We start from the raw sequence: 23,486 nt of genomic DNA, 5'->3' as shown, positions 1-23,486 counted from the left end.
AAGCGGCCGCGGGCCTTCCGCGCGTCCTGCACGCCCTCTGCGACGCCTTCGAGCCGACCAGCGCGGCCGGTGGCCCGGCTTCGGCCGGACGGCCACGGCCGCACCCACCCCGGCCGAAAGGACTGCGTCCAGGCCGGGTCCCCGGGTAACGGGGCCCCGCGCGGGACCTACCGGGGGCACCGGTAGGTGAACTCGGCGGCCGCCGTGCGCCGTACGGGCGACAGCAGCTGGAGCTCCGCCCGGGCCGGGTAGGCGCCGGTGCCGTGGAAGGTCCACATCAGGTGCAGGGTGGCCTCCTCCCGCCCGCCGGGCACCCGCTCCGTCAGCTCCTGCGACTGCGTGCCGTCGCTGCGGACCCAGCGGTAGCGGAGGGTCCCCGGGCGCCCGTTGGTGCGTACGACGGCCACCACGTCGGCCGCCCCCTCGCACCCCGGCCCCTGCGGGTCGGTGGCCACCGACAGCTCCCGCACCTCGACGGCCGGCCCGAACCGCTGCCAGCCCAGGTATCCGAGGACCGCCGCCAGCACCACCACGGCCAGCGTGTACCGCCGCCAGCCGCCGCCGCGCCCGGCGGGCGGCCGGGCGGCGGGCGCGGGCCGCAGGGGGAACGGTGGGGCCATGGCCGCCGTCACCCCCGGCCCGAAGCGCAGCACGGAACCCTCGACCCGGTCGGGCGCGGCGTCGGCCGGGGGCGGCGGGCCGCTGAACCAGTGGCTGCCGAGGACGGTGGCGCTGTACTCGTCCTCCGAGGGGCCCTGAGGGGCGCGCGGCTCGCTCATCGCGGGACCTCCTGGGTCTGGCAGCGGTACAGCAGTACGGAGGCGGAGGCCGGACCGTTCGCCGCGGCCGGCTTGGTGGTGACCCGGACACCGCCGTAGCAGCCCTTGCCGCGGCTGAAGTCGTGCGCCCGCACCACCGAGGCCGCGGAACCGGCCGGGACGACGACGGTGTCGGTGCCGTCGGGGACGGAGTAGGCCCCCTGCGTCTCGCCGAGGAACCACTCCAGGGTGACGGTGACGGGTCCGCTGCCCTGGGCCGCCAGCGAGACGGTCGCCTGGCCGCGGTAGACGCCGGGGCTGAGCTCGACGCCCAGCTTCGTCACCCGCAACGTCGGCGACGGCGTCGGGGTGGGCGAGTGGCTCACCGTCGGCTTCGGGGTCGGGCTCGCCGAGGGGCTCCAGCTCACCGAGTGGGAGGGCGTGGGCGTGGGGGACGCCGGGGCACTGGGCGACGCGGACGCCGACGGGCTCGCGGACGGCGATGCGGAGGCGGAGGCGGAGGCCGACGGCCCGGGCGCGGGCGAGGCGGGTCCCGGGGCCGGGCTCGTCGTGGCGACATCGCTCAGCGCCGAGGGCGGCGGCGTTCCGCCGACCGCGTCGGTCGTGAGCACCAGCACCGCCCCCAGCACCAGCGCCAGGCCGGTCGCCAGCCAGCCGCCGCGCCCCGGCGCCCAGCCCGCGTGGCCGACCGAGGTCGAGGCGACCGCGGTGGTACCCGCCGCCGCCCCGCCCGCCGAGGGGAACAGCAGCGGCAGCAGGGCCGCAAGCGCGGCGAGTTTGCGCTGCCCGCGCTCCTCCCATTGCGGCCCGTAGGCGGCCACCGCCACCGCCTCCAGCTCCGCCACGAAGGCCTCGGCGTTCTCCGGGCGCTGCTCCGGCCGCTTGGCGAGCCCCCGCCGGATCAGCGGGCGCACCGGCTCGGGGGCCTCGGTCTCCGGAACCGGCGCCTCGATGTGCTGGACGGCCAGCTCCGCGAAGTTCGCCCCGTCGTAGGGCTTGCGGCCGGTCAGGAACTCGAAGAAGGTCGCGGTGGCCGCGTACACGTCGGCCGTCGGCGAGGCCGGCTGCCCCTGCCACTGCTCGGGGGCCATGTAGGCGGGAGTGCCCGCCACCCCGGGGGTGGACCCGCGGCCCGCCGCGATCCCGAAGTCGACCAGCTTGGAGGAGCCGTCGGGTGCGACCAGGACGTTCTCCGGCTTGTAGTCCCGGTGGACGACACCGGCCCGGTGGGCCGCGGCCAGCCCGAGCAGGGAGCCCTTGAGCACCACCAGCGCGGCCTCGGCGTCCGCCCGCCCCGACTCCCGCAGCAGGGCGCGCAGGGAGATCCCGTCGACCAGTTCCATCACGATCGCCGCGCCGCCCGGGGCCTCCACGTACTCGTACAGGCCCACCACGTACGGCGACACGAGCCCGCCGAGCAGCCGGGCCTCGGAGCGGAACTCCCGCACGAAGGCGGGGTCCTCCCGCAGCCGGTCGCTGAGGTACTTCACCGCGACGGCCGTGCCCGTCCGCTCGTGGACCGCGAGCACGACCCGGCCGCTGCCGCCCGCGCCGAGCTCGCGGACCTCGGTGTAGCCGGGTACCGTCCAGCCGTTGCCCATCCTGCGCCCCCGTCCGTGGCGTCACCGGCCGCCCGAGGGGCGGCCGGCCGGTCGTCCCCCGACCGGCCACCTGAGGGGACACCTTTTCCGCCACGGCCGGTTCCCAACCCCGCGGCGCGTCTCGGAACGCGGTCAGGCCGCTGCCGACACCGCGCCGATCATCGTGTGCAGCCGGTCGGCCGCCGCCCGCCCGAAGGCCGGGTCGTTGATGTGGGTGTCGTACTCGTGGAGCCGTGCCGCAGTGCCCCGCAGCCCCTCGCGCAGGGCCGAGAACAGCGCCCGGTCCGCCGCGGGGTCGTGGTACGGGCCGCCCGGCGCGCCCAGCGTGGACAGGCCCCGCAGCGGTACGCAGACTTCCGTCGGCCCGGTCGCCGCGCCCAGTTTGGCGGCGACCCGGCGCCCGAGCTCCGCGCACTCCGCCTCGGTCGTGCGGATCACCGTGATCGAGGGGTTGTGGACGCGGACCCGGCGGTAGCGGGCCCGCTCGGGCAGGGTCTCCGGCGGCCCGAACTTCACCATGTCCAGCGCCCCCAGGCTCACCACCTGTGGTACCCCGGCCCGCCCGGCCGCGCTCAGCCGGTCGGGGCCGGCGGTCAGGATGCCGCCGCACAGGTCGTCCGCGAGCTCGCTCAGCGTCAGGTCCAGCACCCCCGCGAAGACCCCCTGCCCGGCCAGCGTCTCCAGGGTGCGCCCGCCCGCGCCGCTGACGTGGAAGACCAGGACCTCGTACCCCAGCTCCTCCAGCCGCTCCCGGGCGGCGTCCACGCCGACCGTGGTCACCCCGGCCATGCTCGCGGCGACCAGCGGCCGCGAGCCGGCGCCGAGGCGGGCGGGCCGGCTGCGGTCCAGCGCGGCCCGCGCGAAACCCTTCGCCATCCCGGCGACGGCCTCCGCGGCGTTGGCGAGCACCGGGGCGGAGACGCTGTTGATCCCGGCGATGTCCACCACGCTGTACATCATGGTGATGTCCGAGGAGGCGACGTACGGGGACACGTCCCCGGACGCCATCGAGGAGACCATCACCTTCGGCACGCCGAGCGGCAGCGCCCGCATCGCCCGCGTCGCGATGGAGGTGCCCCCGCTGCCCCCGATCGCGAGCACGCCGTGCAGGCGGCCCTCCGCGTGCAGCCGTAAGAGGGTCGCCTCGGCGCCCCGGGCCATCGTGGTCACGGCCGCCCCCCGGTCGGCGGCCTCGCGCAGCTGCGTCAGTTCCGTTCCCGCGGCCCGGGCCACCGCTTCGCGCGGCACGTCCGCGGGCACCCGGGGTTCTCCCATGATCCCCGTGTCCACCAGTACCACTTCGACGCCGGTGCGCAGCAGCCTCTCGCGCAGCCAGCCGTACTCGACACCCTTGGTGTCCAGGGTTCCCACCAGCACGACGTTCGTCATATGTGCAATGTCCACGCAGGTGGGGTTTGCTGGCAAGTAAAGGTCGGGTCAATCAGCCAGGAGAGCCAACAGGCGATCCAGAAAAGGAATTTGACTGACAATCATCTTGTCGCGTGCCGTCGGGGGAGCGAACCAGGCCACCCGGTCCAGTTCCGGGAACTCCTGCTCCCGTCCCGAGTGCGGTGGCCACTCCATCGTGAAGGTGCCCGGCACCGTCAGCGCCGGATCGAGGTCCGCCTCCACCGCCCAGATGGTCACGCGCTTCCCGCTGCTCAGCCGTACCTCGCCCAGCGCCAGGTACTCCCCCTCCGGCGGAGGTACGCCCAGCTCCTCGGTGAACTCCCGGCGGGCCGCGTCCCGCGGTGTCTCGTCCGGCCCGTACTCGCCCTTGGGGATCGCCCAGCCCCCGGCGTCCCGTCCGGCCCACAGCGGACCGCCCATGTGGCCCAGGAGCACCTCCACCCCGTGCTCCCCGGACCGGCGGAACAGCAGCAGGCCCGCGCTCTGCCTGTACCTCTTCGCTTCCGTCACGGGGTCATGCATGCCCCGGCGCGGTGCCGTTCAGTGATCGGCCTTCCCGGCCCTCAGTGCGCGTGCGGGCCCTCGCGGTGCACGGGGCCGTGGGCGTCCGCGCAGTGCGGGTCGCCGCCCGGCTCCCCGCCCGCCCGGCCGACCGACAGCAGGGCGTCCTGCACGTGGTCCACCTGGAGGGTGGTGTGGGTGATCCCGTACTCCTTCGCCAGCAGCAGCTCCAGCTCGCGGCGCACGGCGTGGCAGTCGCCCGCCGGCTCCACCAGCACGTGCGCCGACAGGGCCGCCTGCCCCGAGGTGATCGTCCAGATGTGCAGGTCGTGCACCTCGGTCACCGGCACGTGCCCCACCAGGCGGTCGCCTACCGCGTCCGGGTCCACGTGCGCCGGCGCCGCCTCCAGGAAGATCCGCCCGGACTCGCGGACCAGCCCGTAGCCCGCCTTGACCATCAGGACCACCACCACGAGCGTGGCGATCGCGTCGGCCTGCACGAAACCGGTCGTCAGGACGATCAGACCGGAGACGGCCGTCCCGATGAAGGCGAACAGGTCGTTCAGGATGTGCTGGTAGGCGCCCTCCACGGCGAGCGAGGACCGGTTCGCCCGCGAGATGCACCAGGCCGCGCCCACGTTCACCACGATCCCGGCCAGCGCCGTCACCAGCACCAGCCCGCCCTCCACCGGCGGCGGATCCAGCAGGCGCCGCACCGCCTCGTACGCGAGCCAGAGCGCCAGCAGCAGCAAGGTCAGCCCGTTGGCCTGCGCGGAGAGTATCTCCGCGCGCTTGAGGCCGTACGTGAACCCGCCCCGCGCCGGGCGCGCGGCCAGCCGCATCGCGATCAGCGCGAGGACGATCGACACGGCGTCCGTCAGCATGTGCGCGGCATCGGAGATCAGGGCCAGCGAGTGCGCCATCACACCGATGACCACCTCGACCGCCATGAAGCCGCCGATCAGGGCGAGCGCGATGGCCAGCCAGCGGCGGTCGGCGTCCGGGTCCACGCCGTGGCCGTGCCCGCCGTGCCCGTGCCCGTGCCCGGAGTCCCCGTGGGCGTCACCGTGCGCCCCGTCGTGGTCGTGAACGTGCCGGCTCATGGTTTCCCCCGTTTGTTCGGTTCCGTCCGACGCGTGAAGTGAAGCGCACCGCGACGAGATCGGCAAAGGCTGCAACGGGGACCGTTGTCATTCCCCTTAAGAAGCCGCTGACCTGCGGCGATGCTGCTCCTGCCGGTTGCGTCGGATCGTGGGAAAATCTGACCATGGTCCAGCGGCCCGGTGCGGCCACCGCGCCCGAACTCGTCCTGGAAACCGCCCGGGGCTCCACCGAGATGACCCCCGGGCGGAGCTACCACGTCGGCCGGGACCCCCTCTGCGAGATCTGCCTCGAGGACGCCCGCGTCTCCTGGCACCACGCGGTCCTGCGGCCCGACGGCGACCACTGGACCCTGGAGGACGAGGGCAGCACCAACGGCACCTGGGCCGACGGCCAGCGCGTCCACGAGTGGGCCGTGGGCCCGGGGAGCGAACTGCGCTTCGGCAGCGCCCAGGACGGCCCGCGCGCCCTTCTCGTGAGCCGGACGCCGCCCGCCGCGGCCGCCGCGCGCCCCTCCCGGGTCTCCCATCCGGCGATGACGGGCACCTTCCGCAGCCCCACCAGCATCCGGCCGCTGCCGGCCAGGACCGCCGTCCGCATCGGCCGCGACCCCGGCAACGACCTCGTGATCGACGACCTCGTCGTCTCCCGCCGGCACGCCGAGCTCCGGGCCCTCGCCGACGGCACGTACGAGATCGCCGACCTCGCCAGCCACAACGGCACCTACCTCAACGGCGCCCGGGTCGACCGCGCCCCCGTCACCGAGGGCGACATCGTCGGCATCGGCCACTCGGCCTTCTGCCTCGTCGGCGACCAGCTCCAGGAGTACACCGACACCGGCGAGGTCTCCCTCGACGTCCAGGACCTCGCCGTCGCCGTCGACCACGGCCGCAAGATCCTCCTCGACCACGTCTCCTTCCCCGTCGGCGGCAGGTGCCTGCTCGCCGTCGTCGGCCCCAGCGGCGCCGGCAAGTCCACCCTCCTCGGCGCCCTCACCGGACTGCGCCCCGCCGACCACGGCACCGTCCTCTACGACGGCCGCGACCTCTACCGCGACTACGCCGAGCTGCGCTCCCGCATCGGCCTCGTCCCCCAGGACGACATCCTGCACGCCCAGCTCACCGTCCGCCGCGCCCTCGCCTACGCCGCCGAACTGCGCTTCCCCCAGGACACGGCCAAAGCCGAACGGCTCGCCCGGGTCGACGAGGTCATCGGCGAACTCGGCCTCGGCCAGCGCGCCGACCAGCCCATCCACAGCCTCTCCGGCGGCCAGCGCAAACGCGTCTCCGTCGCCCTGGAGCTGCTCACCAAGCCCTCCCTGCTCTTCCTCGACGAACCCACCTCAGGGCTCGACCCCGGCATGGACCGCTCGGTGATGCGCATGCTGCGCGGCCTCGCCGACGACGGCCGCACCGTCATCGTCGTCACCCACAGCGTCCTCAGCCTCGACGTCTGCGACCGGCTGCTGGTCCTCGCCCCGGGCGGCCGCGTCGCCTGGTTCGGACCACCCGAGGAGACCCTCGGCTTCTTCGGCTTCGCCGAGTGGCCGGAGGCCTTCGAAGCCTTCGAGAGCCAACGCGAGCGCGACTGGGCGGGCCAGTACGAGGCCTCCCCCCAGCACCGCGCGTACGTGGCGGGCGCCACCCGCCGGCCGCGGCCCCAAGACGGCGCGCCCCCCGGCCCGGCCGGCTTCGCCGACCCGCCGCCCAAGGCGCAGAGCTGGGGCTCCCAGCTGTCCACCCTCATCCGCCGGTACGCCACCGCGCTCAGCGCCGACCGCACCTTCCTCGCCATCATGATCGCGCTGCCGTTCGTCATGGGCGCCATGGCCCGCGCCCTGGCCGGCAGCGCCCTCACCCAGGAGACCGCGATCAACGCCCTGCTCATCCTGTGCGTCGGCGGGGTCCTGACCGGAGCCGCCAACGCGGTCCGCGAACTCGTCAAGGAACGGGTCATCTACCAGCGCGAACGTGCCGTCGGACTGTCGAGGTCCGCCTACCTGATGTCGAAGGTGGCGGTCCTGGGTGCGATCACCGTGGCCCAGGCCGTCGTGCTGACCCTCGTCGGCCTCTTCGGGGTGAGGCTCGGACCGCCGGGCGCCACCGGCGTCTTCCTGCCCCGGCTCGCCGAGATCACCCTGGCCGTCGCCCTGCTGTCCTTCACCGCCATGGTGCTCGGCCTGCTGGTCTCCGCCCTGGTCAGGAAGGAGGAGGTCACCATGCCCCTGCTGGTCCTCCTCGCCATCGTCCAGGTGGTCTTCTGCGGGGCACTGCTCCAGCTCGACGGCGTACCGGTGATCGGGCAGCTCGCCTGGCTGGTGCCCTCCCGCTGGGCGCTCGGCGCGATGGCCGGCACCGTCGACCTCGGCCGGATCGTGCCCGGCACCCTCACCGACGACCCGCTCTTCGCCCACTCCGCCGGCGTCTGGCTCCTGGACCTCGGCATGCTGGCCGTCCTGTCCCTGCTCTTCGGGCTGCTGGTGGCCGCGCTGCTGCGGCGGCACGAGCCCGCCGTGATGCGGAAGTAGGCCCGGACGATGACCGACTTCCCGAATCCCGGCGCCGGCTTCCGCCCCACCCACGTGGTGCCGCAGGACGGGCTGCCCGCCTGGGAGGCCCCGGACGTCTCCCGGCCCACCGCCGCCCTGGACCCCTTCCTCCCCGTCCAGCTGCTGTCCCGGCGCGGCGAATGGGGGGAGGTCCTGTGTGCCAACGGCTGGTCCGCCTGGGTCGACGGACGGCTGCTCGTCGCGGTGCCCCGGCCGCCGCCGACCGCCGGCCGGCCCCTCGCGCGGACCGAGGACCCCGAGCCCCTGCTCACCCGCACGGCCGACGCGCTGGAGCGCTACCGGCGGGCCCTGCGGGACCTCGACCCGGGAGAGGCCGGCACGGACGGCTTCCGGCGGGCCGTACGGGGCGTGCGCGCCGGAATCGTGATCGACGGCGAGTCCGTGTGGCTGTACGAGGAGACGGCGGGACGGTGGCTGTACGCCGACGGCAGCCGGCTGACCACCTACGCGGTCGCCTCCGGACCGTCGGCCCCGCCCGCGCCGGAGCCGCCGCCGCGGACGGCCCCCGGGACAGGGGCCGACGTACGGGACGCACCGCACGAGCCCACGCGCGTCGCCGAGCTGCCCGACGGGGGAGGGCGCTGATGGCGGCCGCCGGCCCGCCCGCCGGCAGGGCCTCGGAACTGACCGGCAGGCAGTTCGCCGGCTACCTCGTCGAGAGCGAGATCGGGCGGGGCGGGATGGCGGTCGTCTACCGCGCGCGGGACCTGCGCCTCGACCGGACGGTGGCGCTGAAGCTGCTCGCCCCGGAACTGGCCCGCAACGACACCTTCCGGCAGCGGTTCACCCACGAGTCGCGGGTGGCGGCCGCCATCGACCACCCGCACATCGTGCCCGTCTTCGAGGCGGGGGAGACCGACGGCCTGCTCTACATCGCCATGCGCTACGTCGCCGGACGGGACCTGCGCGCCCTGCTGGACCGCACGGGCCCGCTGCCCGTGGAGGCGACCGCCCGCATCGCCGGCCAGATCGCCTCGGCGCTCGACGCCGCCCACGACCACGACCTCGTGCACCGGGACGTGAAGCCCGGCAACATCCTCGTCGCCGAGGGCACCGACAGCGAGCACCCCGAGCACGTGTACCTGACGGACTTCGGCCTGACGAAGAAGTCTCTGTCGCTGACCGGGTTCACCAGCGTCGGACAGTTCGTGGGGACCCTGGACTACGTGGCGCCCGAGCAGATCGCCGGGAAGCCCGTCGACGGCCGCTGCGACGTGTACAGCCTCGGGTGCGTGGTCCAGGAGATGCTGACCGGCGGGCCGCCGTTCCGGCGGGAGGACGACATGGCCCTGCTCTGGGCCCACCAGTACGACCCGCCGCCACCGCCCGGCGAACGGCGTCCGGAGCTGCCGGCGGCCGTGGACGAGGTGCTCGCGAAGGCCCTGGCGAAGGCGCCCGAGGACCGGTGGGGGACGTGCCTGGAGTTCACCGGGGCGCTGCGCCGTGCGGGTGAACACGGGCCGCGCGGACGGGCGCAGCAGCCGCGGGCGCAGGCGCGGCCGGCGGACCAGGGGCCGCCGCCCCCGCCGCCGCGGTGGGCGCTGCCGGTGTTCCGGGGGCGGTGACGGTCAGGGAGCCCGGCCGGGGTGGCGCAGGGGGCGGGCGAGGAGGGCGCCGAGGAAGCCGGCCACCGCGCCCCACAGCAGCGCGAGACCGGTCGTGCGCAAGAGGCGGGGGGTCAGTTCGGCCCTGCCGTCCAGCCCGGGGACGTCGCCGATCCCCAGCAGGGACAGACCGAACCTGGCCTGGACACCGGCCAGCAGGCACACCGCCAGGGTGGCCAGGGCCAGGGCCACCGCCAGGTGCAGCGCGTGCTGCCGGGGGCGCACGTCCGCGGGGGAGCGTACGGCGGCCAGGACGCCGGTGCCGAGCAGCGCGGCGGCGGCCGCCACGACCAGCCACCACGCCCGCGGGTCCCGCTGCGCGAGCGAGGCGGCGTCGACGGTGGACGGGCCGCCGGGGCCGCGCAGGACCTGGTCCAGCAGGTGCGGCACGGGCAGGCCGAACGGCCCCTCCACCGCGCCCTGCCAGGCGCCGCCGAAGCCGACGGTCAGGGCGAGCCAGGCCAGGTTCGGCAGGCCGAGCAGGAGCACGGCGAAGGTACGGGCCGCGTGCCCCTGGGTGGCGGCCACCACCAGGCCGGCGACGAAGCCGAGGGCCACGTACACCAGGAGCAGCACGGCCACCGCGTGGGCGGCCGGACGGACCGCCGTGTGGAAGCGCAGCAGCCCGGACGGGAGCGGCGTCCGGCGGGAGACCAGCAGGGCGATCAGCAACAGCCCCAGGATCCACAGCAGGCCGAAGAGGAGGGTGGGCGCGAGCGCCGCCCGGAAGCCCACCGTCGGGGCCGAGTCGAGGAGTTCACCGAGCTCCTCGAGCGGCGAGTCGCCCGTGGCCAGGCCGAAGTCCTGCCGGGCGGGCAGCGTGAACAGGGCGAGCAGGGCCAGCCACAGCACCACCGACCGCCCTGCCCGGGCGGCCAGTTCGCCGGGTCCGGCGACCGCGCGGTGCCGCAGCGGGCGCAGGAAGAGGTACCCGGTGGTGAGCGCGCCGGCCAGGCCCACCGAGAGCGGGAGCACGGACAGGCCCGCGTCGGCGCCGGCCAGCAGCCCCGCGTCGCCGGAGACCTCGACCGTACCGCCGGACGCCATCACGACGACGGCGGCGACCACCCGGGGGAAGGCCGCGTCGGGCAGATCGCCCGCTCCGGCGCAGGCCAGGCCGGCCGCTGCCACCGCGGTCATCACGGCGAAGCCCGCCACGGCGGCGGCGAGGGCGTCCCACCAGGCCCGCGCGGAGGTACGGCTCATCCTGCAACGGTGGCATCCCCGGCTTGCGGGCACCACCGGGGCGGCGCACACAATGGGTCGCCAACCGTGCCGGAATGCACCGATCTGCCCTGATATCGCGGATGTTCCCGCCGTCTCCGGGGACACCGCCGGCACACCACCGCCTGGGAAGAAGAGCCCGTGACCACGCAACCCTCCGGCGAGCGGCCGCCCCAGCCGGACCGGCCCGACCCTTCGGGTACGCCGCCGAAGTCGCAGCCGCCGTCACCGCCGTCACCGCCGTCTCTGCCGCCGTCGTCCGGGCGGCCCACCGGGCCCCCTTCCGGCCCGCTCTCCGGCGGGCCCGGCGGCCCACCGCCACCGCCCCCGCCCGCGCCGCCGGGCGGGCCCGGCGTGGGCGGCGAGCCGCCGCGGGGACCGTGGTGGCGGTCCGTGCCCGGACTGGCGACGGTGGCCGTGGCGCTCGCGGCCGTCGTCACCCTGGTGGTGGTACTGGCCCGGCCCGGCGGGGGCGGCGGCACCCGGCAGCAGGCCGACGCCGAGGTGTTCCTCCAGCCGGCCGCGTCCTCCGGGCGCGACCCGTTCACCGAGTCCACCGCGGCCGAGCAGGCGTCCCCGCCGCCCGAGAGCCCGCCGCCCGGCAGCGCCACCCCCACGGGCCCCGCGGGCACCCGCGCCGTCAGCGGTGCCTCGCCCGGGCTCTACGGCGGCACCAAGGACGCCGCCAGCTGCGACGTGGAGAAGCAGATCACCGCGCTGACCGCGCAGCCCGCGAAGAACGGCGCCTTCGCCTCCGCACTCGGCATCGCGGCGACGGCCGTCCCGCGCTACCTGCGCTCGCTCACGCCCGTGCAGCTGCGGACCGACACCCGCGTCACCAACCACGGCTACCGCGACGGCCGGGCCACCGCCTACCAGGCGGTGCTCCAGGCAGGCACGGCCGTCCTCGTGGACGACCGCGGCGTGCCGCGGGTGCGCTGCGCCTGCGGGAACCCGCTGGGCCCTCCGGTGGCCCTGAAGGCGGATCCGAAGCGCTTCGGCCGGCCCTGGTCCTCGTACCGGCCGGACCGGGTGGTGGTCATCGCGCCGTCGGTGACCGTCGTGCACACGTTCGTCATCTACGACCACCGCGACCGCCGCTGGCTCGAGCGCGAACGCGGCGCGGACCCGCGGCCCGACAAGCCCGTCGCGCCGCCGGCCGTTCCTCCGGCCGTGCCGGTCCCGGTCGAACCCCCGGTCGGATCGCCCCCGGCGGTCGTCCCGCCTTCGCAGGCGTCCCCGTCGCTGACCCCGCCGCCGCCCCCGCCCCCGCCGCCCTCGACCCCGGAGACCGGCACCCCGACCGACGGCGACACCGGCACGGGGTCCTCGAAGCCGCCGGCCCTCCGGGACGACCGGACGACCGGAGGCCCGGACGCCCCCGCGTCCAGCCCCGCGTCCAGCCCCGCGTCCGGCCCGCCGCCCCCGCCCCCGCCCCCGCCCTCCTCCTCCGCCGCGTCCGCTCCGGCGGAGGGCGCGGCCTCGCCGGCACCGGACCCCGCCCGCCCGGCGGCGCCGGCCAGGACGCCGCCGGGGCAGGGCTCCTGACGTCGCGGAAGGGCTGCCGGGTGCGGGGAAGAGTGAGACCCTGGCTGCATGGACCAGCGGGGACGGCCCCCCGAGGTCGACTGGCCCGCGCGGCCCGACCTGAGCCTCGCGCTCAACCGCATGGGGACCTTCGACTGGGACCTCGACAGCGGGCGCATGTACCTGGACGCCACCGCCCTCGAGGTCCTCGGCCTGCGCCCGGAGCAGTACGACGGGACGCCGGCCGGGCTACGCCGGTGTGTCGCGCCCGGCGACGGGGCACGCCTGGACGGCCGTGTGGAGCAGGCGCTCAACGACGGCCGCAGCCACTACGGCGTCTACTTCCGCATCCTGCGCGAGGACGGCCCGCCGGCCTGGACCCATCTGCAGGGCCACATCCTGCGGGACCCGCAGGGCCGCCCGTACCGGGTCATCGGGATCCTCCGCGACGCCGCCGAGGACCCCGGCGAGCCCGGCGCCGCGGGGGAGCGGGACGAGGGGCGGCGCCGGATGACCGGTGTCGTGGAGCGGACCACGGCGATCCTCGCGCACGCCCGCACCGTCAACGACGTGACCGACGTCCTCAAGGATCCCGAGGCCCTCGGCCACCTCGGCGCGGTCAGCGTCATGCTCGGCATCGTCGACGGCGGCCGGATCCACCTCGTCGCGGAGGGGCAGCTGGGCTCCTACGTGCCCGAGATCGAGTACACCCGGATCGACGCGGTGCTGCCGATGAGCGAGGCCGTACGGACCCTGCAGCCGGTCTTCATCGCCTCGCGCGAGGAGTTCCAGCGGCGCTACCCGCAGCTGTGGCCGTACATCGAGCCGCTGGCCGTGCGCAGTGGCGCCTACCTGCCGCTGATCGCCCAGGGCCGGCCGGTCGGCGCGCTCGGCCTGCTCTACACCCGCGACGGGGACTTCAACGCGGAGGAGCGGAACCTGCTCGTGGCGCTCGGCAGCGGCATCGCGCAGGGCCTCCAGCGGGCCATGCTCTACGAGCAGGAGCACGACCTCGCCGAAGGCCTCCAGCGGGCCATGCTGCCCCGCGCGATCCCCGAGGTGCCGGGCGCGCTGATCGCCGTACGGTACCGGGCCGCCCGGATCGGGCGGGACATCGGCGGCGACTGGTACGACGTCGTCCCCCTCGGCGAAGGCCGGGTCGGGGTGACGATCGGCGACGTCGAGGGGCACGACACGGACGCGGCGGCGGTCATGGGCCAGCTGCGCATCGTGCTCCGCGCGTACGTCCTGGAGGGCCACACCCCCGGCACGGCGATGGCGCGCGCCTCCGCCTTCCTGCGGGACCTGGCGACCGAACGCTTCGCCACCTGCACCTACGCCGAGCTCGACCTGAACACCGGCATGCTGCACATCGTGCGGGCCGGCCACCTCGACCCCGTCGTACGGCGCGGGGACGGCAGCTGCCACCGGATCCAGGTGGTGGGCGGGCTCCCCCTCGGACTGCCCCCGCGGGAGCAGCCGGGCAGCGGCTCCGGCTATCCCGTCACCACCCTGGAGCTGCACCCCGGGGACACCCTGCTGCTGTGCACCGACGGCCTGGTCGAACGCCCCGGCGGCGACTACGAGACCGGGATGCGGGAGTTCACGGAGGCCGCCGAGAGGGGCCCGGCCGACGTCGAGGAACTCGCCGACGTGCTGTGCGACCTCGTCGGGGACGCGGGCGGCGGGGACGACATGGCCCTGCTCCTGCTGCGCCGGCGCGGCAGCCCCGCACCGCGCGGCGGCGGCCCGCTGCGCCAGCGCCTGGTGCCCGGCGACGCGGACGGTCCGGCGATGGCCCGGCACCTGATCCGGGCCGCGGTGGCCGCCTGGGGAGCCCGGCACCGCGCCGACGAGATCGAGCTGGCCGCGGACGAGCTGATGACCAACGCCCTCGTGCACACCGAGGGCGGCGGCCAGGTCGCCGTGCGGCTGACCGCGGAGGGCCGGATCCGCGTCGAGGTCGAGGACCGGAGCAGCGCCCTACCCCGCCGCCGCGAGGCCGACGACTGGGCGGTGTCGGGCCGCGGCCTGCTGCTGGTGGAACGGCTCGCGGACGCGTGGGGCGTCGAGCCCCGCGGCGCCGGCAAGTGCGTGTGGTGCGAGTTCGCCGTGCCCGTGTCCGGGGACGGCCGGGCGGACGGCTGAGCGCCGGGGCGGCGTACGGGCCCCGCGCTCATGTCAGAGGGACACCAGGGTGACCTCGGTGGCCTTCACGCTCGCCCATACGTGCACGCCGTCGGCCACGCCCAGTTCGGCGGCCGCCTCCGGGGTGATCTCGGCGACCAGGTCGGGCGCATCGGCCGGTGCGACGAGCACGCGCAGCCGGCTGCCGGCCGAGGTGATCTCCCGTACGGTGCCGGGCCAGACGTTGCGCGGGCTGCCGGCCGGGCGGTCCCGGTGCAGCGACACCGCTTCGGGGGCGATGATCGCCAGGGCCTGCGTCCCCTCGGGCAGGGTCTCGGCCACCACCAGCCGGCCGCCCCCGGCGAGCGCGAGCCCGTCGGGGGAGGCGGTGCCGGGCCAGGCGTTGCGGCCGAGCATGCGGGCCACCCACGGGGAGCGCGGGTGCCGGGTGACCTCGGCCGGCGGTGCGTCCTGGAGGGTGCGGCCGTCGGCCAGTACGAGGACCCGGTCGGCCAGCGACACCGCCTCGACGGGATCGTGCGTGACGATCAGGCAGACCCCGCCGAAGCCCGCCAGGTGCCTGCGCAGCGTGTGCCGCACGTGCGCCCGGGTGGTCTGGTCGAGGGCGGCGAGGGGCTCGTCGAGGAGCAGCAGCCGGGGGCGGGCGGCCAGCGCCCGGGCGAGGGCCACCCGCTGGGCCTGGCCGCCGGACAGCTGGGCGGGCCGGCGCTGGGCGAGGTGGCCCACGCCGAGCCGGTCCAGCCACAGCTGCGCCTCGCGGCGGGCCTCGGCGCGCCCGGTCCGCCGGGCCCGCAGCCCGTAGGCGGTGTTGGCGAGGGCGCTCAGGTGCGGGAAGAGCGCGCCGTCCTGCGGGACCCAGGCCACCTGCCGCTGGTGCGGGGGCAGGGCGGTGACGTCGGTGTCGCCGAGCCGGAGCTCGGCGCGGGCGCGCGGCGTCAGGCCGAGCAGGGCGCGCAGCAGGGTGGTCTTGCCGGCGCCGTTCTCGCCGACGACGGCGATGGTGGTGCCGGGTCCGGCGTCGAGGGTGAGTTCGTTGAAGCCGGTGACCTCGGCGTGCAGGGGCCAGCGGCCGCCGTCGTCGGGGGCGACCGCGGCCCCGGCGGAGGCCGGTTCCCCGGCGGGGGCGGCCGCCCCGGGCGCGGGGGCGGGGGCGGAGTCGGGGCCCGCGGGTGCGGCCTTGGCGGCCGCAGGGATGCCCGTCCAGCGGCCGCGCAGGGCGATCAGGACGCCCATGGCGATGGCGAGCAGCAGCAGCGAGACCGAGGTGGCGGCCTCCGGCTGGTCCTGGAGCAGCAGGTAGACCTGGAGCGGCAGGGTCTGGGTGGTACCCGGCAGGTTGCCGGCGAAGGTGATGGTCGCGCCGAACTCGCCGAGCGCGCGGGCCCAGGTGAGGGCCGCGCCGGCGATCAGGCCGGGCGCCACCATGGGCAGGGTCACCGTGAAGAACACCCGGACCGGGGAGGCGCCGAGGGAGGCCGCGGTTTCCTCGTAGCTCTGCTTCAGTCCGCCGAGCGCCCCTTCCAGGCTGATCACCAGGAAGGGCATGGCGACGAAGGTCGCGGCGACGACCGCACCGGAGGTGTGGAAGGGGAGGGTGACGCCGAAGGCGTCCTCCAGCCAGGGCCCCACCAGCCCGCGCCGCCCGAAGCCGAGCAGCAGCGCGACGCCGCCGACGGTCGGCGGGAGCACCATCGGCAGCAGCACCAGCGAGCGGACGAAGGCCTTGCCCCTGAACTCGACCCGTGCCAGCAGCCACGCGAGCGGTACGCCGAGGAGCAGCGAGAGCCCGAGCGCCCACAGGGACACCAGCAGCGAGAGCTTCAGGGCCGTGACCACACCGGGGCTCGTCAGGTGCGTGCCGAGTTCCCCCCACTGCGTGCGGGTGAGGATGCCGACGAGGGGCAGCAGCAGGAACGCGACGGCGAGCAGCGCGGGAAGCGCCAGCGTCACGGGGGGCCGGGTGCGGGTGCGGAGTCTGCGCATGGGGTGAGGGCGGTTCCTGATCGTGGCGGGGCGGGATCCTACGGAGCGTACGGGCGGACGCCCGCCGGGCGTGCGCGCGTCCGATGCGCCGAAAGGGCTGCCCGTCCCCCCGGACCGGGCAGCCCCGCGGGGCCGTACGGCTACGCCTTCTGGAAACCGGCGTCCTGGAGGATCTTCTGCGCCTCGGGGCCGCTCAGCCAGGCCACGAACGCGGCGGCGGCCTCGGCGTTCTCGGACTGCTTCAGGGCCGCGGCGGGGTAGGAGGCCACGGCGTTCTGCTCGTCGGGGATGTCCACGGTGACGACCTTGTCACCGGACTTGGCGGAGTCGGTCTTGTAGACCAGGCCGGCGTCGGCCTCGCCCAGCTCGACCTTGCTCAGCACTGCGCGGACGTTGGGCTCCTGGGAGACCGGCTTCACCTCGATCTTCTGGGCGTCGAGGATCTGCTTGCCGTAGCGGCCCACGGGGACCTCGGGGGCGGCCAGGACGACCTTGATCTTCGGGTCGGCGAGGTCCTTCAGCTCGTCGATCTTGAAGGGGTTGCCCTTGCCGGCGGCGATGACCAGGCGGTTCTTCGCGATGATCGAGACGTCGCGGGTCTCGGCCCGCACGCCGTCCATGGTCTTCGTGTCGGCGGTGACCAGTGCGTCGGCCGGGGCGCCCTGCTTGACCTGGGCGGCGAGTTCCTGGGAACCGGCGAAGGAGAAGGTCACCCTGGTGCCGGGGTGGGACTTCTCGTAGGCGGCCTTCGCGGTGTTGAACACGTCGGTGAGGGAGGAGGCGGCGAGCACGGTGAGGTTCGCGGCCTCGGCCCGGGCGGAGGGGGAGCCGGTGTCCGCCTTCTTCTCGTCGCCGCCGCCGTCGCCGCAGGCGGACAGCGGGACGAGCAGGGCGGCGGTGAGCGCGGCGGCGGCGCGGCGGCGGGCGTTCGTGGTGGCGGCCATGAGGGGGTGCTCCTCGGTGGGGTCGGCGGCCGGCCGGGTGCCGGAACCGCACGGTGGTGACCCGCGCCGGGGACGGGCGGAGCGGGGGTCTAGGACTGCATGTGCGACAAGGTAGGGCCACGATTGCCGCACATGCAATTCTTTTGGCGGGATCTCCACCGCAGATGCCATGGCCCCTGTGGTATCTGCCAAAATCCGTTCCGCTCCGGTGCCGCCGGATCGCTAGAGTCGGTGCATGGCATGGCTGACGCAGGGACGGAGGGTCCGTTGACCGGTACGAGGACCACGGAGGCGGGGGCGGCCCCGCCGGAGGCGGGGACCGCGCGGGTGGACGCCTGGATCTGGTCGGTCCGGCTCACGAAGACCCGGTCCGTCGCGGCGACGGCCTGCCGGGCGGGCCACGTGAAGGTCAACGGGGAGCGTGCGAAGCCGGCGCAGCAGGTGCGGGCGGGGGACGAGGTACGGCTCTTCCACGCGGGACGCGAGCGGGTCGTCGTGGTGCGCAGGCCGGTGACGAAGCGGGTCGGACCGCCGGTGGCCGCCGAGTGCTACGTGGACAACAGCCCGCCGCCGCCCACCCCGGTGGAGGCCGCGGTGGTCGGCATCCGCGACCGCGGCACGGGCCGCCCGACGAAGCGCGACCGCCGGGAGATCGAAAACCTCCGCGGCCGCCCGTAGCCTCCGGCGACCCGGGTCATGACGGCACCCCCCCGCGGGGCCCGCGGATCCCGTGAGCCCCGCACGGCCCGGGTCCCGGCCCGGGCCGGCGCCGCGTGTCAGGCCTTGCGGTAGGCGTACGCCTCTTCGGCCGCCGCCGCCACCGCCTCCAGCGGGGCTCCCGCCGAGGCGGCCACCACCGCTGCCACCGCGCCCTCCAGGAACGGCGCGTCCACCAGGCGGCACCCGGGGGGCAGTTCGCCGTCCTCCAGCAGTGCCTTCACCGTCAGCACCGAGCTGCCCAGGTCGGCGAGGAGCGCCACCCCGGCGCCCCCGTCCACCTCCGACGCGGCGGCGGCGATCGACTCCGCGCTCGTGCCCAGCCGGCCGTCGGCGGTGCCGCCCGCCGGGGCCACCGGCGCCACCGCCCCGCCCGCCGCGAGGCCCCGCGCCAGCTCCGCCACCGACTCCGCGACCCGCGCGCTGTGCGACACCAGCACGATCCCGACCAGCGCCCCGCCGCTCACGCGACCCCCTCCGCCGTGTCGGCCAGCGCGCCCAGCAGCAGGGCGGCCGAGGTGGCTCCCGGGTCCTGGTGTCCGATGCTGCGCTCCCCGAGGTAGCTGGCCCGGCCCTTGCGGGCCGTCATCGGCGTCGTCGCCCGGGCCCCGGCCGCGGCCGCGTCCCCGGCGGCACGGTAGGACGTGCTCAGGGCGGTGACGCCCGGGACCAGGGCGTCCAGCATCGTCTTGTCGCCCGGCGCCGCCCCGCCCAGCTGGGCCACGGCCGCCACCCCGGCGTACAGGGCCTTGCGCAGCTCCTCGTCGGAGACCTCGGCGGCTTCTCCGAGTTCCTTGCCCGTGCGCCGCAGCAGCGTCCCGTACAGCGGTCCGGACGCGCCGCCGACCGTGGAGATCAGGGTGCGTCCGGCGAGCTGGAGCAGGGCCCCGGGTGCGGCCGCCGGTTCGGCCCCGGCCAGCGCCGCGCGTACGGCCGCGAACCCCCGCAGCAGGTTGGCCCCGTGATCGGCGTCGCCGATGGGCGAGTCGAGCTCGGTCAGCCGGTCGGCCTCCCGTTCCACCACCACCGCTGCGGCCTCCAGCCAGCGCCGGACGAACCCCGCGTCACGCATTCCGTCTCCTCCGCCGTCCGGTGCCCGCACCGCGCTCACCGGCCCCAGCGCAGGGCGGCGGTCTGCACCGGCGCGTCCCACAGGCGCAGCAGCTCGTCGTCCGCCCGGCACACGGTCACCGAACAGCCCGCCATGTCCAGGGAGGTGACGTAATTTCCGACGAGGGCCCGCGCCACCGGCACGCCCCGCGCGGCGAGCGCCGCGGCCACCTCCGCGTGGAACCCGTACAGCTGGAGCAGCGGGGTCGCGCCCATTCCGTTGACCAGCAGCAGCACCGGCCCGTCCGCCGGTCCCGACTCCGCGAGGTCCTCCAGTACGGCGCCCACCGCCACCTCCGCGATCTCCCGCGAGGTCATCATCGCCCGCCGCTCCCGGCCGGGTTCGCCGTGGATGCCCACCCCCAGCTCCAGCTCCCCGTCCGGGAGGTCGAAGGTGGGGCTGCCCTTGGCGGGGGTGGTGCACGCGCCGAGCGCCACCCCGAAGCTGCGGGAGCGGTCGTCGACCCGCCGCGCGAGGGCGGCGACCCGCTCCAGCGGCGCGCCCTCCTCGGCGGCCGCCCCGGCGATCTTCTCGACGAACAGGGTGGCGCCCGTGCCGCGCCGCCCGGCCGTGTACAGGCTGTCGGTCACGGCGACGTCGTCGTCGACGAGGACGCTCTCCACCCGCAGGCCGTCCTCTTCGGCCAGCTCGGCGGCCATCCGGAAGTTCAGCACGTCCCCGGTGTAGTTCTTGACGACGAACAGCACCCCCTGGCCGGCCTCCACGGCGCCCGCCGCGTACAGCATCTGGTCGGGCACCGGCGACGTGAACACCTCTCCGGCGCAGGCGGCCGAGAGCATGCCGTGCCCCACGAAACCGGCGTGCAGGGGCTCGTGCCCGGACCCGCCCCCCGACACCAGGCCGACCCGTCCGCCGGCCCGCGCGTCCCGCCGTACGATCACCCGCCGCTCGACGTCGACGTCGAGTCCGGGGTGCGCGGCGGCCATCCCGCGCAGGGCGTCGGCGACCACGGTCTCGGCGGTGTTGATGAGCATCTTCACGCGAACCTCCCGATGCGGTGGGGTCCCGTCCTGTGACCCGTAGCCGACGGTAGGGCAGGGGACCGCGCCCCGGCGGCGGAACGCGCACACGGTGCCGGGGCGGGATGCGGCCCGTCAGGCGCCCTGTTCGCGCAGGCGGCGGCCGACCTCTCCGAGGCCGTCGGCCAGGGCGTCCAGCTGGTCCGGGGTCAGGACGTCCACCAGGGCCTCGCGCACCGCGGCGACATGGCCGGGAGCGGCCTCCTCCAGCCGGGCCCGGCCCGCGTCGGTCAGGGCGGCGAAGACGCCCCGCACGTCGGAGGGGCAGCTGCGGCGGCGGACCAGGCCGGCCTTCTCCATCTGCCCCACCTGGTAGGTCAGCCCGCTCTTGGAGTTGATCAGCCCGTTGGCGAGCTCCGTCATGCGCAGCTCCTGGTCGGGCGCCGCAGCGAGCCTCACGAGGATCTCGTACTGGGGGTGGGAGAGTCCGGAATCGTCCTTGAGCTGCTGGTCGAGCCGCCGGTTCACCAGTGCGGAGGCGGCCAGGAAGGCCCTCCAGGCCCGCATCTCACGGTCGTCCAGCCATCTCGTCTCCGCCATGCCGCCAGGGTACACGAGTTGTTCGAATTTGAATCAATAGTTAGGGTCGCGTCAGTAGTTCGAATGTGAACAACTGCCCTCGGGCCGCCCGACCGGAAGGATCCCCCCCATGACCAGCGCCTCCGCCACCACGACGAAGGCCCCGGCCGACGCCCCGGCCGCCCCCGCCGCCGGCACCTCCCCCCACGACGCCGGACTGCTCCTGCTGCGCGTCGTCCTCGGCCTCACCGTGGCCGCCCACGGCTCCCAGAAGCTCTTCGGCTGGTTCGGCGGCGGCGGCATCAGCGGCACCGGCCGGTTCTTCACCGCCGTCGGCTACCCGGCCGGCGACGCCATGGCCGCGGTCGCGGGCCTGACCGAGACCCTCGGCGGCCTCGGCCTCGCCCTGGGCCTGCTCACCCCGCTCGCCGGCGCGGCCGTCACCGGTACGATGATCAACGCCCTGGCCGTCCACGGCGCCGGGGCCTTCTTCGCCCCGAAGGGCATGGAGTACGAGCTCCTGCTCGCCGTCGCCGCCGCCGCGCTCACCCTGACCGGCCCCGGCCGCCACTCCGTCGACCGCCTCCTGCCCGTCGCCGCCGCGCACATCCGCCGGCCGGCCCTCGGCGTCCAGGCCCTCGCCCTCGGCGTGGTCCTCGCGGTCGTCACCCTGCTCATCCGCACCTGACGCGCGCGGCGACCGGGTCGCGGGCGGGCGGCCGCCCCGGGCCACCCGGGCGCTGACACGGGCTGATTGACCCCGGGCATTTGGGGGAACAGCGCATGAATGACACAACCCATCGAAGACTACGCACTCATCGGCGACCTGATGACGAGCGCCCTGGTCGGCCGCGACGGGTCCATCGACTGGCTGTGCCTGCCCCGCTTCGACTCCGGCGCCTGCTTCGCCGCGCTCCTCGGCAACAAGGACAACGGCCACTGGCGCATCGCCCCGGCCGCCGCCGAGGAGCGCGAACAGTGCACGCGGCGGGCCTACCTGGACGGCTCGCTGGTCCTCGAGTCCTACTGGGAGACCGACGAGGGCACCGTCAAGGTCGTCGACTTCATGCCGCAGCGCGACAGCGCCCCCGACGTGATGCGGATCGTCGAAGGCGTCTCCGGCCGCGTCACCGTCCGCAGCACCCTGCGGCTGCGCTTCGACTACGGCCGGGTCGTCCCCTGGGTGCGGCGCAGCGAGGGCGACCGGGTCGCCGTCGCCGGACCCGACTCCGTGTGGTTCCGCAGCGAGCCGCCCGTACGGACCTGGGGCGAAGACCACAGCACCCGCTCGGAGTTCACCGTCGCCGCCGGCGAGAAGGTCGCCTTCGTGCTGACCTGGCACCCCTCGCACGAACCGCGCCCCGAGCCCGTCGATCCGTACAAGGCACTGGAGCACAGCCTCGCCGACTGGCGCGAGTGGAGCGGCCAGTGCCGCTACCAGGGCCCGTACCGGGAGGCCGTGACCCGCTCCCTGATCACCCTCAAGGCCCTCACCTACGCCCCGACCGGCGGCATCGCGGCCGCCGCCACCACCTCCCTGCCCGAGGAGATCGGCGGGGTCCGCAACTGGGACTACCGCTACTGCTGGCTGCGCGACGCCACCCTGACCCTGGGCGCCCTCCTCTCCACCGGCTTCCTCGACGAGGCCCGGGCCTGGCGGGCCTGGCTGCTGCGCGCCGTCGCGGGCGACCCCGCCGACCTCCAGATCATGTACGGCATCGCCGGCGAACGCCGCATCCCCGAGATGGAACTGCCCTGGCTGCGCGGCTACGCCTCCTCCGCGCCGGTCCGCGTCGGCAACGCCGCCGTGGACCAGCTCCAACTGGACGTGTACGGAGAGGTCCTGGACGCCCTGCACCTGGCGCGGGCCTCCGGGCTGGCCTCGGAACGGCACGCCTGGAACATCCAGCTCGCCATGCTCGACTTCCTGGAGAGCAACTGGCGCCGCCCGGACGAGGGCCTGTGGGAGGTGCGCGGCCCGCGCCGCCACTTCACGCACTCGAAGGTGATGGCCTGGGTCGCCGCCGACCGGGCCGTACGGACTTTGGAGAGCGCCCCCCACCTGCCGGGCGACGTGAACCGCTGGCGGGCCATGCGGGACGAGGTGCACCGCGACGTCTGCGACAAGGGCTACGACCCCGAGCGGGGCACCTTCACCCAGTACTACGGCTCCCGCGAGCTGGACGCGGCGACCCTGCTCATCCCCCGCGTCGGCTTCCTGCCGCCCGACGACCCGCGCGTGGTCGGCACCGTCGACGCCGTCCGGGCGGAGCTGGGCAGCAGCGGCCTGGTGCGCCGCTACAGCACCGAAGGCCCCTCCGTCGACGGGCTCCCCGGCGACGAGGGGACCTTCCTCGCCTGCTCGTTCTGGATGGCCGACGCCCTGCACCTGACCGGCCGCAGCAAGGAGGCGCGCGAACTCTTCGAACGGCTGCTGGCGGTACGCAACGACGTGGGCCTGCTGGCCGAGGAGTACGACCCCCGCACGGGGCACCACCTCGGCAACTTCCCGCAGGCGTTCAGCCACGTCGGCCTGGTGAACACCGCGATCGCCCTGTCCGACCTCGACGCGTAGGCCGCGGCCTGCGGATCGGGCCCGCCCGATCCGTAGGCCGCGGCCGAGCCGGCCCGGGCACGGCCGCGGGGGCGGGGGGCCCCCGCACCGCCCCCCCGGGGGCTCAGCGGCGGGAGGGGCTGGGGCGGCGGGC

Annotated in this window: 20 protein-coding genes; 8 read left to right on the top strand and 12 right to left on the bottom strand. The window is 75.5% G+C overall.

Going from position 1 to position 23,486, the window contains the following annotated elements:
* Window positions 1–167: 167 nt before the first annotated feature.
* From AB0D45_RS29720 to AB0D45_RS29700, 5 genes are all read right to left on the bottom strand, one after another.
* Window positions 168–779, bottom strand: a complete 612-nt coding sequence (locus AB0D45_RS29720) for a hypothetical protein (RefSeq protein WP_362464687.1) — start codon at window positions 777–779, stop codon at window positions 168–170.
* On the bottom strand, window positions 776–2,380 hold the full coding sequence (locus AB0D45_RS29715) for a serine/threonine-protein kinase (RefSeq protein WP_362464685.1): 1,605 nt from the start codon (window positions 2,378–2,380) through the stop codon (window positions 776–778). Before AB0D45_RS29715 ends, AB0D45_RS29720 begins: the two co-directional genes overlap by 4 nt.
* A 132-nt stretch (window positions 2,381–2,512) precedes the next feature.
* Window positions 2,513–3,769: a Tm-1-like ATP-binding domain-containing protein gene (locus AB0D45_RS29710; RefSeq protein WP_362464682.1), complete on the bottom strand. Its 1,257-nt coding sequence runs from the start codon at window positions 3,767–3,769 to the stop codon at window positions 2,513–2,515.
* Window positions 3,770–3,817: 48 nt separating this feature from the next.
* Window positions 3,818–4,312 carry an NUDIX domain-containing protein gene (locus AB0D45_RS29705; RefSeq protein WP_362464679.1) on the bottom strand — a complete coding sequence of 165 codons (495 nt, stop codon included), beginning with the start codon at window positions 4,310–4,312 and terminating at the stop codon, window positions 3,818–3,820.
* A gap of 41 nt (window positions 4,313–4,353) precedes the next feature.
* Window positions 4,354–5,394: a cation diffusion facilitator family transporter gene (locus AB0D45_RS29700; protein ID WP_362464676.1), complete on the bottom strand. Its 1,041-nt coding sequence runs from the start codon at window positions 5,392–5,394 to the stop codon at window positions 4,354–4,356.
* Window positions 5,395–5,558: 164 nt separating this feature from the next.
* Here AB0D45_RS29700 and AB0D45_RS29695 point away from each other — a divergent pair, with 164 nt between their 5' ends.
* From AB0D45_RS29695 to AB0D45_RS29685, 3 genes are read left to right on the top strand one after another with little or no spacing between them, the layout of a single operon-like run.
* Window positions 5,559–7,919 carry an FHA domain-containing protein gene (locus AB0D45_RS29695; RefSeq protein WP_362464673.1) on the top strand — a complete coding sequence of 787 codons (2,361 nt, stop codon included), beginning with the start codon at window positions 5,559–5,561 and terminating at the stop codon, window positions 7,917–7,919.
* A 9-nt stretch (window positions 7,920–7,928) separates the two neighbouring features.
* Window positions 7,929–8,546 (top strand): hypothetical protein, encoded by a 618-nt coding sequence (locus tag AB0D45_RS29690; RefSeq protein ID WP_362464670.1) that lies wholly within the window; start codon window positions 7,929–7,931, stop codon window positions 8,544–8,546.
* Window positions 8,546–9,526 carry a serine/threonine-protein kinase gene (locus AB0D45_RS29685; protein ID WP_362464667.1) on the top strand — a complete coding sequence of 327 codons (981 nt, stop codon included), beginning with the start codon at window positions 8,546–8,548 and terminating at the stop codon, window positions 9,524–9,526. Before AB0D45_RS29690 ends, AB0D45_RS29685 begins: the two co-directional genes overlap by 1 nt.
* 3 nt (window positions 9,527–9,529) lie before the next feature.
* Here the strand turns inward: AB0D45_RS29685 and AB0D45_RS29680 are convergent, their stop codons facing one another.
* Window positions 9,530–10,771 (bottom strand): streptophobe family protein, encoded by a 1,242-nt coding sequence (locus tag AB0D45_RS29680; RefSeq protein ID WP_362464664.1) that lies wholly within the window; start codon window positions 10,769–10,771, stop codon window positions 9,530–9,532.
* 411 nt (window positions 10,772–11,182) lie between these two features.
* Between AB0D45_RS29680 and AB0D45_RS29675 the strand changes: the two genes are divergently transcribed.
* Together AB0D45_RS29675 and AB0D45_RS29670 are read left to right on the top strand one after the other, a co-directional pair.
* Window positions 11,183–12,337 (top strand): DUF6777 domain-containing protein, encoded by a 1,155-nt coding sequence (locus AB0D45_RS29675; RefSeq protein ID WP_362464661.1) that lies wholly within the window; start codon window positions 11,183–11,185, stop codon window positions 12,335–12,337.
* 48 nt (window positions 12,338–12,385) lie between these two features.
* Window positions 12,386–14,464, top strand: coding sequence for a SpoIIE family protein phosphatase (locus AB0D45_RS29670; protein ID WP_362464659.1), 2,079 nt, complete (start codon window positions 12,386–12,388; stop codon window positions 14,462–14,464).
* Window positions 14,465–14,497: 33 nt separating this feature from the next.
* Here the strand turns inward: AB0D45_RS29670 and AB0D45_RS29665 are convergent, their stop codons facing one another.
* Window positions 14,498–16,447, bottom strand: coding sequence for an ABC transporter permease (locus AB0D45_RS29665; RefSeq protein WP_362464656.1), 1,950 nt, complete (start codon window positions 16,445–16,447; stop codon window positions 14,498–14,500).
* A gap of 140 nt (window positions 16,448–16,587) precedes the next feature.
* Window positions 16,588–17,391 carry a molybdate ABC transporter substrate-binding protein gene (modA, locus tag AB0D45_RS29660; protein ID WP_362464653.1) on the bottom strand — a complete coding sequence of 268 codons (804 nt, stop codon included), beginning with the start codon at window positions 17,389–17,391 and terminating at the stop codon, window positions 16,588–16,590.
* A gap of 267 nt (window positions 17,392–17,658) precedes the next feature.
* On the opposite strand from modA, the gene AB0D45_RS29655 reads away from it, so the two are divergent.
* Window positions 17,659–18,069 (top strand): RNA-binding S4 domain-containing protein, encoded by a 411-nt coding sequence (locus AB0D45_RS29655; RefSeq protein ID WP_361611044.1) that lies wholly within the window; start codon window positions 17,659–17,661, stop codon window positions 18,067–18,069.
* A gap of 98 nt (window positions 18,070–18,167) precedes the next feature.
* On the opposite strand, the gene AB0D45_RS29650 is transcribed toward AB0D45_RS29655, so the two are convergent.
* The 4 genes from AB0D45_RS29650 to AB0D45_RS29635 form a co-directional block, all read right to left on the bottom strand.
* The gene (locus tag AB0D45_RS29650; RefSeq protein ID WP_362464650.1) at window positions 18,168–18,575 is read right to left on the bottom strand and encodes a PTS fructose transporter subunit IIA; all 408 of its coding nucleotides are present in this window, start codon (window positions 18,573–18,575) and stop codon (window positions 18,168–18,170) included.
* Entirely contained in the window at window positions 18,572–19,180 is a 609-nt protein-coding gene (gene dhaL, locus AB0D45_RS29645) for a dihydroxyacetone kinase subunit DhaL (protein ID WP_362464647.1), read from the bottom strand. The genes AB0D45_RS29650 and dhaL overlap by 4 nt, the downstream gene beginning before the upstream one ends.
* A 35-nt stretch (window positions 19,181–19,215) precedes the next feature.
* Entirely contained in the window at window positions 19,216–20,220 is a 1,005-nt protein-coding gene (gene dhaK, locus AB0D45_RS29640) for a dihydroxyacetone kinase subunit DhaK (protein ID WP_362464645.1), read from the bottom strand.
* Window positions 20,221–20,334: 114 nt separating this feature from the next.
* The gene (locus AB0D45_RS29635) at window positions 20,335–20,799 is read right to left on the bottom strand and encodes a MarR family transcriptional regulator (RefSeq protein ID WP_361610830.1); all 465 of its coding nucleotides are present in this window, start codon (window positions 20,797–20,799) and stop codon (window positions 20,335–20,337) included.
* A 109-nt stretch (window positions 20,800–20,908) separates the two neighbouring features.
* Here AB0D45_RS29635 and AB0D45_RS29630 point away from each other — a divergent pair, with 109 nt between their 5' ends.
* A complete protein-coding gene (locus AB0D45_RS29630) occupies window positions 20,909–21,466 on the top strand; it encodes a DoxX family membrane protein (RefSeq protein WP_362464642.1) in 558 nt (185 codons plus the stop codon).
* Window positions 21,467–21,565: 99 nt separating this feature from the next.
* Entirely contained in the window at window positions 21,566–23,353 is a 1,788-nt protein-coding gene (locus AB0D45_RS29625) for a glycoside hydrolase family 15 protein (protein ID WP_362464639.1), read from the top strand.
* The last annotated feature ends 133 nt before the right edge of the window (window positions 23,354–23,486 follow it).

The sequence above is a fragment of the Streptomyces sp. NPDC048352 genome, assembly GCF_040651895.1.
Taxonomy (GTDB): Bacteria; Actinomycetota; Actinomycetes; order Streptomycetales; family Streptomycetaceae; genus Streptomyces.
Note: the sequence above shows the minus strand (reverse complement) of the source record. Positions and strands in the feature narration are given on the sequence as shown.

What these genes read in the sequence shown, in the direction of transcription:
- AB0D45_RS29720 (WP_362464687.1), bottom strand. Translation starts at nt 779, where the DNA reads ATGAGCGAGCCGCGCGCCCCTCAGGGCCCCTCGGAGGACGAGTACAGC.
- AB0D45_RS29715 (WP_362464685.1), bottom strand. Translation starts at nt 2,380, where the DNA reads ATGGGCAACGGCTGGACGGTACCCGGCTACACCGAGGTCCGCGAGCTC.
- AB0D45_RS29710 (WP_362464682.1), bottom strand. Translation starts at nt 3,769, where the DNA reads ATGACGAACGTCGTGCTGGTGGGAACCCTGGACACCAAGGGTGTCGAG.
- AB0D45_RS29705 (WP_362464679.1), bottom strand. Translation starts at nt 4,312, where the DNA reads ATGCATGACCCCGTGACGGAAGCGAAGAGGTACAGGCAGAGCGCGGGC.
- AB0D45_RS29700 (WP_362464676.1), bottom strand. Translation starts at nt 5,394, where the DNA reads ATGAGCCGGCACGTTCACGACCACGACGGGGCGCACGGTGACGCCCAC.
- AB0D45_RS29695 (WP_362464673.1), top strand. Translation starts at nt 5,559, where the DNA reads ATGGTCCAGCGGCCCGGTGCGGCCACCGCGCCCGAACTCGTCCTGGAA.
- AB0D45_RS29690 (WP_362464670.1), top strand. Translation starts at nt 7,929, where the DNA reads ATGACCGACTTCCCGAATCCCGGCGCCGGCTTCCGCCCCACCCACGTG.
- AB0D45_RS29685 (WP_362464667.1), top strand. Translation starts at nt 8,546, where the DNA reads ATGGCGGCCGCCGGCCCGCCCGCCGGCAGGGCCTCGGAACTGACCGGC.
- AB0D45_RS29680 (WP_362464664.1), bottom strand. Translation starts at nt 10,771, where the DNA reads ATGAGCCGTACCTCCGCGCGGGCCTGGTGGGACGCCCTCGCCGCCGCC.
- AB0D45_RS29670 (WP_362464659.1), top strand. Translation starts at nt 12,386, where the DNA reads ATGGACCAGCGGGGACGGCCCCCCGAGGTCGACTGGCCCGCGCGGCCC.
- AB0D45_RS29665 (WP_362464656.1), bottom strand. Translation starts at nt 16,447, where the DNA reads ATGCGCAGACTCCGCACCCGCACCCGGCCCCCCGTGACGCTGGCGCTT.
- modA (WP_362464653.1), bottom strand. Translation starts at nt 17,391, where the DNA reads ATGGCCGCCACCACGAACGCCCGCCGCCGCGCCGCCGCCGCGCTCACC.
- dhaL (WP_362464647.1), bottom strand. Translation starts at nt 19,180, where the DNA reads ATGCGTGACGCGGGGTTCGTCCGGCGCTGGCTGGAGGCCGCAGCGGTG.
- AB0D45_RS29635 (WP_361610830.1), bottom strand. Translation starts at nt 20,799, where the DNA reads ATGGCGGAGACGAGATGGCTGGACGACCGTGAGATGCGGGCCTGGAGG.
- AB0D45_RS29630 (WP_362464642.1), top strand. Translation starts at nt 20,909, where the DNA reads ATGACCAGCGCCTCCGCCACCACGACGAAGGCCCCGGCCGACGCCCCG.
- AB0D45_RS29625 (WP_362464639.1), top strand. Translation starts at nt 21,566, where the DNA reads ATGACACAACCCATCGAAGACTACGCACTCATCGGCGACCTGATGACG.